We start from the raw sequence: 7,373 nt of genomic DNA on the forward strand, positions 1-7,373 counted from the left end.
TCACCATGAAACGCTCCGCACTTGTCGCGGCCCTGCTTCTGGGGCTCGCGCCGCTAACCGCTCAGGGTCAGGACATGCCGGGTCAGCGCATCATGCAACGGATCGACGCCAATCATGACGGCGCCATCTCCAAGGACGAGATGACGGCCGCCCGCGAGCGCCTGTTCAAGAAGCTCGACCGCAATGGCGACGGCGCCATCGACCAGCAGGAGATCGAAGGCGCCCGCGACGCCATCATGGATCGGGCGGATGCCGCGCAGGCAAGGCTCGGCAACCGCTGGCGGCGCCTCGACACGAATGGCGACGGCAAGGTCTCCGACCAGGAGTTCGCCCGCAGCATGCCGCTGTTCGATCTCGGTGACCGTAATGGCGACGGCAAGCTCTCGGCCGACGAGATCGCCTCGGTCCGCAAGCTGATCGTCGAGCGCGGCAACTGACGATCGTTTCCATCAACCCAGTCCCAATCGAAAACAGGAGTACAGAATGCTCTCTACTGCGAAATTCCCCATGCTCTGCCTTGGCGCGATGCTTGGCTGGTCGGCTGTCTCGCCGGCGGCCGCCGAGGAATGGAAACGGCCCACCACGCATGGCGGCGAGATCAGCCGCAGCGTCGGCAGGGACGGCAACATCGTTACCGGCTCGACCACCCGCACCGGCCCCAATGGCGGCACTTATACGTCGACATCCAAATGCGTTGGAGGCGTTGTTGACCGCTGCGCCAGGAGCTATTCTGGAACCGGGCCGGACGGGCAGTCCTTCTCCGGAAAGCGGCTGTCGGCGCGGGGACCGTTCCGCGGCCGTTCGGTCGGCAGCTTCACCGGCCCGGACGGCAACACGATCCACGGCTTCCGACGCTGGCGCCGCTGACGGCTGGTGTGATGGATTTGAATCCGAAATTCGCCCTTGCGCTCATCCGGATCGGTGCGAATTTTGGATTCGCCAGGCCGACAGGTGCCTGCCGCCGTGTCGCATGAGGGCGCCCGTGGCGACGACGAACTGCTGGCACGCATCGCAGCCGGAAGCCAGGGCGCATTGTCGGAGCTCATCGCCCGGCATGGACGCGGCCTGCGGGCGTTCGCCGCGCGCTATCTCGGCAATGCCGGCGACGCCGAGGATGTGGTGCAGGAGGTGTTCGTGACTGTCTGGAAACAGGCTGCCCGGTTCGATCCCGCCAGGGCCCGGGCCTCGACATGGCTCTACCGGATCACCGCCAATCGCTGCATCGACCAGCGCCGGCGCCGGGCATTGCGCGGCTTCGTCGGCCTCGACGACATCAGCGATCATGTCGCTTCGCCGGACGCCGACGCCGAGGCGACGACAGCCGCGCGGCAGGAACTGGCGATCGTGCGCGAAGGCCTCTCGCGCCTGCCTGAGCGACAGCGCATGGCGGTGCTGCTGAGGGCTGTCGGCGACCTCGATGTCGTCGCGATCGCCGAGGTGATGGGCGCCAGCCCCGGTTCGGCCGAGCAACTGCTTGTGCGCGGCCGGCGCGCCCTCAGGGATCATATGGCAATGGCGGCCGCGGGCCGCGAAAGGAAGCCCACATGACACGGGACGAATTCGAACGACACCGGCGACGCTTCGGTGACGCGGTCGAGTCATGGCCGGCGCCCTTCCGGCAGCAGGCGCTGGCGCTGATGGCGGCCGGGGCAGGCCCCGACGACGATGATGCCGCGCTCGACCGGCTTGTGCTCGAAGCGACACTGATCGAAGGCGACGACCAGGCGCTGGCGCGCACGGTGCTGGCCCGCATCGACGGCGCCTCGGCGCGCTCCTCCTTTCTGCCGCGCTTCCTGCTTGCGCCGGCAGGGCTGGCCGCCTGCAGCGCAGCCCTTCTCGTCGCCGCCACGCTTGCCGGCTACCAGGCGGCGGGGCTGCAGGACGATTTGCAGGATTCGGAGCTTCTGGCGCTGGCGTCCGGTGCGCGGCTCACCGGCAATGGCGGGGCCGACATCGCCGCCGATCCGGCAGAGGAGGGCTCGCTTTGACGAAGCGCTCCTGGATATGGACGGCAATGCTGCTGCTGCTCGCGCTGTCGCTGGCCGTCAATTTCTTCCTGGTCGGTTATGCCATGCATGGCCTTCGGCAAGGCACGGCGGCACGCATGCTTATGTCGGAGATTGCCGACGACTATCCTCCGGAGGTGCGCAAGGCGTTCCGCGGCGTGTTGCGCGAAAACCGGCCGCGTACCTTCCAGGCGCTGCGCGACCTGCGCACGGCTCGCGCCAATCTGGTGGCGGCGCAAAAGGCCAGGCCCTTCGACGAAACGGCGGTGAAGGACGCGATGGCGGCGGTGCGCACCGCCACGACCAAGTTGCAGGCGACTATGCAGGACTATCTCCTGAGCGCCCTGAAAAATGTCAACGCGAAGCCCGCGTCGGGAGGCTGAGCCGAGCCGGCCGCGTGCCGGGCGCACTCGAAGCCAGCGCCATGCAGGCGCTTGCGGTAACAGCCCCGCCTTCAGGACGGTCACTTGGCTGTTGGCGTGGTCCTGGGGTCCGGATGATCGCCGATGTATGGCCGCTAGTGCCGGCCGGATAGCATCTTTAGCCAAGGCGCCAGGTGGAAGGCGCTCATCAGTAGATACATCGCGGGCATGCCTGTGAGAGGCGAGGCGCTCATGCACATGGTCACGTCTCCAGCCTGGAAGCAGGAGAGCAGCGCCATCAGGGCAAAGGTCGGCGCTGCGGCCAGGCAGAGCCAGTCTGCAATGCCTCGGTTGGCCGTTTCGCCGCCGGTGCTTGTTTGGATGTCGCTCATTGTCTTGTCCTTGATGATCGCTACCCGCCGGGTTGTTCGTTGCCAGCTCTGACTATCGGGATTCCTGCCAGGAGGACCCCCACCCTAACCCTCCCCACAAGGGGGAGGGGACGCTGCCGCGCGGCATGACTCTTGGTCGGGCATGAACCCTGGCAAGTCCTGAAATCAGCGCCTGCCAAGTCTCCCTCCCCCTTGTCGGGAGGGGTAAGGGGTTGGGGGGTCTTCATAGGGCGCAAGGCTTCGGGACCATGCAATTGCCCTGCCACCCCTGCGGAGCCCAGGGCGGTCAGACTCGCTACTCGCCCTTGTCGCGGAACGCCGCTTCGCCGGCGGCGGCTACTTCGGCCCATTTCTTGTCGGGACCCGCATCGTAATTGTCGTGCCAGTTCCACCAGGAATAGAGCGGGGTCTGCGGATAGCCTTCCGGCGAATCCTCCCAAACCTCCTGACGACCGAGCGGCGTTGCGTCGAGATAGCTCCACACGGTTCCGAACTGCTCGTCGCCGCGATTGTTGAAGAAGTAAGTGCGGAACACCCGGTCGCCGTCGCGGAAGAACACGTTGTGGCCATGCCATTCGTCGACGCCGAAATCCTTGTCGAAACTGTCCGTGATCGTATACCAGGGCATCTCCCAGCCCATCCGCTGCTTCAGCCGCGCAATATCGGCCTGCGGCGCGCGCGAGGCGTAGGCCAGCGTGGTGTTGCGGGCGTTGAGATGGGCGAGGTGGCCGACCTGATCGGCGCCGAGCGAACAGCCGCGACAGGCGTGGTCCGGCCAGCCATAGACGCCAGGCTCGAAGAAGGCGCGGTAGACGATCAGCTGGGGCCGGCCCTCGAACAGGTCGAGCAGGCTCGACTTGCCGTTGGGTCCCTCGAACACATAGTCCTTGTCGACTTCCAGCCAGGGCATGCGACGGCGCTCGGCCGAAAGCGCGTCCCGGGCGCGCATCGTTGCCTTCTCCTTGACCAGCATCTCCTGATGCGCGGCATCCCACGCCTCTCGCGAAACGATCGGCGGTGTCTTCATTGCTACTTGCTCGTTCATGGTCTTCTCCAGTTATGGCGTTGTCTTGTTGTCGCCGGGCGATGCCTGGCGCGACCCATCCTTGCCGGGGGCAGGCGCGGCCTGAACGGCGTCGGCTGGGCCGGCGCAGCAGGGGTGGCTGGGCCGGCCGGCGGCGCCAGGTGCTTGATCTGTATCGGTCATCGTTTTCTCCTTGGCGTGCCGCGCGGGCCGATGCAGGTTGCTGGCCGGAGCGGCTTGGCGGTTGGCGGTACTGGCCTAAGCTAGCGAGAGGCCGCGCCTGGGTGGGAGTTACAAGTGTGACGGGATTTGAATGGACTCGCTGATCACGGCTGCCGGGCTGGCGCTGGCTTCGGGCGATCCGCTGGGCGCGCTCGACCGCGTCGCCCTGCGCGACGATCCGCCGGCGCTGGCGCTGCGCGGCATTGCGATGGCGCAGCTCGGCGATCTCGATCGCGCCAAAGCGCTGCTGCGCCGGGCGGCGCGCGCCTTCGGTCCGAGAGAGGCGGTGGCGCGGGCCCGATGCGTTGTCGCGGAGGCCGAGATCGCCCTGGTCTCGCGTGACCTCGGCTGGCCGGCCAAGGCGCTCGACGCGGCGCGGACGACGCTGGAGAAGCATGGCGACCGGCTGAATGCGGCGCATGCCGGGCACCTCAAGGTGCGGCGCCTGCTTCTGATCGGCAGGCTCGACGAGGCCGAGCATGTACTGGCGGACCTCGATCCGGCGCCGTTGCCGCCGGCCTCGCGGGCCGCGCACGAACTGGCCGTCGCCGGCATCGCCATGCGGCGCCTGAGAACAAGACCGGCGCGCCGGGCTTTGGAATGGGCGCGCCATGCCGCCCGCGAGGCCGGCATTGCCGCTTTGATGGCGGAGGTGGACAGCGCCTTGCTGGCGCTTGAGATGCCGGCGGCGCGGCTGATCGCCAAGGGCGAGGAGCGCGCGCTGCTGCTCGAGGTGGTCGAAGTGCTGCGGGCGTCGCCCGCGCTCGTCGTCGACGCCTTCCATCATGCCGTACGTCGTCAGGACAGGGCGGTGTCGCTGGCGACGCGGCCGGTGCTGTTCGCACTGGCGCGCGCGCTGGCGGAAGCATGGCCGGGGGATGTGCCGCGGGCCGGGCTGATCGCGAGGGCCTTTGGCGGGCGGCATGCCGATGAGTCGCATCGCGCCAGGCTGCGGGTCGAGATCGGCCGGCTGCGCGCCGAGCTGAACGGGTTCGCAGGCATCGACGCGACCAAGCGCGGCTTCGCCCTGGTATTGCACGGGGCCGGAGAGGTGGCGGTGCTGGCGCGGCCGATCGAGGAGCGGCACGCCGGGGTTCTGGCGTTTCTGGCGGACGGCGAAGCCTGGTCGAGCTCGGCACTGGCGCTGGCGCTCGGCACCGGCCAGCGCAGCGTGCAGCGAGCGCTGGAAGAGCTCGCGGAGGCCGGTAAGGCGCAGTCGTTCGGACACGGGCGGGCGCGCCGCTGGATGACGCCGCCGGTGGCCGGTTTCACGACGGCCTTGTTACTCCCGGCGCCGTGGCTGAACGGCTAGGAAGGCGGGACGACCATCAACGAGGATCAAGACATGAAGCACTCACCGGCCGAAATCCTGCGCGAATATGGACCCTTCGAGGGTGTGAAGAGCATACATGGGGTGAGTTTCGACGGCGAGAATGTCTGGTTCGCTTCCGGCGACAGGCTGAATGCCTTCGACCCGGAAAGCGGGCGGACGCTGCGCACCATCGATGTCGCGGCCCATGCTGGAACGGCGTTTGACGGGCACCACTTTTTCCAGCTCGCCGGCGACCGGATCCATAAGCTCGACCCGGACAACGGCCAGGTGCTGGCCACCATTCCCGCGCCCGGCGGCGGCCGCGACTCCGGCTTGACCTGGGCCGAAGGGACGTTGTGGGTGGGGCAATATCGCGAGCGCAAGATCCACCAGATCGACCCCGAGACCGGAAAAATCCTGCGCACCATCGAATCCACCCGCTTCGTCACCGGGGTGACCTGGGTCGATGGCGAGCTGTGGCACGCCACCTGGGAAGGCGACGAGAGCGATTTGCGCCGGGTCGACCCCAAGACCGGCAAGCTGCTGGAGCGGCTCGACATGCCGGCCGGCATGGGCGTCTCGGGGCTGGAATCCGACGGTGGCGAGCGCCTCTACTGCGGCAGCACATCCACCGGCGTGGTGCGGGCGGTGCGGCGGCCGAAATGAGCCGAGCGGGCGGATTCATGCTCTATCGACTGGCCGTGGCGCGCCATCGGACCTAGATAGCTCTGCACCGGGCGGCCGCCCGGACATCATTCGCAGAGGACCTGAGATGCCCGAACAGATCGCCTTGAACGACGGCACAGCCATTCCCCAGCTCGGGCTCGGCGTCTGGCAGGTCGATCCGGCCGTTACCGCGCAAGTCGTATCCTGGGGGATCGCCGCAGGCTATCGCCTGATTGATACCGCCGAGGGCTACAATAATGAGGAGGGCGTCGGGCAGGCGATCCGCGACGCCGACGTGCCGAGGGGCGAGCTGTTCATTACCTCGAAGCTGCGCAACGGCGCGCACCAGCGCGATGCCGCACTTCGGGCCTTCGACGACACGATGAGCAAGCTCGGCATCGAGCGGCTCGACCTGTTCCTGATCCACTGGCCGGTGCCCAGCCAGGGCAAATATGTCGAGGCGTGGAAGACGCTCATCGAGCTGCAGCAGGCCGACCGTATCAGTTCGATCGGCGTGTCGAACTTCAACCAGGATCATCTCGAGCGCATCATCGGGGAAACCGGGGTGACGCCCGTCGCCAACCAGATCGAACTGCATCCCCGGTTCCAGCAGCGCGAGCTCAGGGCATTTCACGCGAAGCACGATATCCGCACCGAAAGCTGGAGCCCGCTCGGCAGCGGCAAGCTGCTGGACGACCCGACCATTTCAGGCATCGCCCGCAAGCACGGCAAATCCCCCGCCCAGACGATGATCCGCTGGCACTTGCAGGAAGGGCTGGTCGTCATCCCGAAATCGGCCCACCAAGAGCGAATTGCGGCCAATTTCGACGTCTTCGATTTCGAACTCGACGCCCAGGATCTCGAGACGATCCGAGGCATGGATTCGGCGAGCGGAAGAAGCGGACCCAACCCCGCTACGGCGTCGTTTTTGTTTTAAGGGCCGAATAAGCTGCGATCTCCCCCCTCGTGGGGGAGATGTCCGGCAGGACAGAGGGGGGCGCTGTCCCGCCGGCCCGTCCGTCTTTGTCTTCGGCTCAGAGAAGAACGCTGGCGAGGGAATGGCCGCGCAATCCGGCGTGGTTAATGCTGTGGGATGATCGAGGTTGGTGCCCTACGGCGCCCCCCTCTGGCCTGCCGGCCATCTCCCCCACGGGTGGGGAGATTGGCAGCTCTGCCACCGCGCTCTCCTTGCAGCGGTCAATATTGACGCAGGCGATGAAGTTCTGATCTCCCCCCTCGTGGGGGAGATGTCCGGCAGGACAGAGGGGGGCGCTGTCCCGCCGGCCTGCCCATTGCGTCAATTCAAAGCTGCCCGATGACGGTAGGCTGATGGATACACATACGTCTATCGGACGCTGAACGCGCGGTTGGAGGATGATGAAGGTCAGC

General features: G+C 67.0%; 11 protein-coding genes. 8 read left to right on the plus strand and 3 right to left on the minus strand.

The window, feature by feature from the left end:
- The first annotated feature begins 5 nt into the window (after nucleotides 1-5).
- The 5 genes from LB513_RS23505 to LB513_RS23525 all read left to right on the plus strand — a co-directional run bounded on the left by LB513_RS23505 (nucleotide 6) and on the right by LB513_RS23525 (nucleotide 2,389).
- Nucleotides 6-437, plus strand: coding sequence for an EF-hand domain-containing protein (locus tag LB513_RS23505; protein WP_224665869.1), 432 nt, complete (start codon nucleotides 6-8; stop codon nucleotides 435-437).
- Nucleotides 438-483: 46 nt separating this feature from the next.
- Nucleotides 484-867, plus strand: coding sequence for a hypothetical protein (locus LB513_RS23510; protein WP_224665870.1), 384 nt, complete (start codon nucleotides 484-486; stop codon nucleotides 865-867).
- Nucleotides 868-930: 63 nt separating this feature from the next.
- A complete protein-coding gene (locus tag LB513_RS23515; protein WP_224665871.1) occupies nucleotides 931-1,548 on the plus strand; it encodes an RNA polymerase sigma factor in 618 nt (205 codons plus the stop codon).
- Nucleotides 1,545-1,988, plus strand: a complete 444-nt coding sequence (locus LB513_RS23520) for a hypothetical protein (RefSeq protein ID WP_224665872.1) — start codon at nucleotides 1,545-1,547, stop codon at nucleotides 1,986-1,988. Before LB513_RS23515 ends, LB513_RS23520 begins: the two co-directional genes overlap by 4 nt.
- On the plus strand, nucleotides 1,985-2,389 hold the full coding sequence (locus tag LB513_RS23525; protein ID WP_224665873.1) for a periplasmic heavy metal sensor: 405 nt from the start codon (nucleotides 1,985-1,987) through the stop codon (nucleotides 2,387-2,389). The genes LB513_RS23520 and LB513_RS23525 overlap by 4 nt, the downstream gene beginning before the upstream one ends.
- Before the next feature lie 134 nt (nucleotides 2,390-2,523).
- On the opposite strand, the gene LB513_RS23530 is transcribed toward LB513_RS23525, so the two are convergent.
- The 3 genes from LB513_RS23530 to LB513_RS23540 all read right to left on the minus strand — a co-directional run bounded on the left by LB513_RS23530 (nucleotide 2,524) and on the right by LB513_RS23540 (nucleotide 3,967).
- Nucleotides 2,524-2,760 carry a hypothetical protein gene (locus LB513_RS23530; protein WP_224665874.1) on the minus strand — a complete coding sequence of 79 codons (237 nt, stop codon included), beginning with the start codon at nucleotides 2,758-2,760 and terminating at the stop codon, nucleotides 2,524-2,526.
- Nucleotides 2,761-3,055: 295 nt separating this feature from the next.
- A complete protein-coding gene (locus LB513_RS23535; RefSeq protein ID WP_224665875.1) occupies nucleotides 3,056-3,805 on the minus strand; it encodes a DUF899 domain-containing protein in 750 nt (249 codons plus the stop codon).
- A gap of 12 nt (nucleotides 3,806-3,817) precedes the next feature.
- Entirely contained in the window at nucleotides 3,818-3,967 is a 150-nt protein-coding gene (locus LB513_RS23540) for a hypothetical protein (protein ID WP_224665876.1), read from the minus strand.
- A gap of 130 nt (nucleotides 3,968-4,097) precedes the next feature.
- Between LB513_RS23540 and LB513_RS23545 the strand changes: the two genes are divergently transcribed.
- The 3 genes from LB513_RS23545 (at nucleotide 4,098) to LB513_RS23555 (ending at nucleotide 6,921) form a co-directional block, all read left to right on the plus strand.
- Nucleotides 4,098-5,318, plus strand: a complete 1,221-nt coding sequence (locus LB513_RS23545; protein WP_224665877.1) for a helix-turn-helix domain-containing protein — start codon at nucleotides 4,098-4,100, stop codon at nucleotides 5,316-5,318.
- Nucleotides 5,319-5,351: 33 nt separating this feature from the next.
- Nucleotides 5,352-5,984, plus strand: a complete 633-nt coding sequence (locus tag LB513_RS23550) for a PQQ-binding-like beta-propeller repeat protein (protein ID WP_224665878.1) — start codon at nucleotides 5,352-5,354, stop codon at nucleotides 5,982-5,984.
- 106 nt (nucleotides 5,985-6,090) lie between these two features.
- On the plus strand, nucleotides 6,091-6,921 hold the full coding sequence (locus LB513_RS23555; RefSeq protein WP_224665879.1) for an aldo/keto reductase: 831 nt from the start codon (nucleotides 6,091-6,093) through the stop codon (nucleotides 6,919-6,921).
- The last annotated feature ends 452 nt before the right edge of the window (nucleotides 6,922-7,373 follow it).

It is taken from the genome of Mesorhizobium sp. ES1-1 (genome assembly GCF_020164785.1).
In the GTDB taxonomy this organism is placed as follows: Bacteria; Pseudomonadota; Alphaproteobacteria; order Rhizobiales; family Rhizobiaceae; genus Mesorhizobium.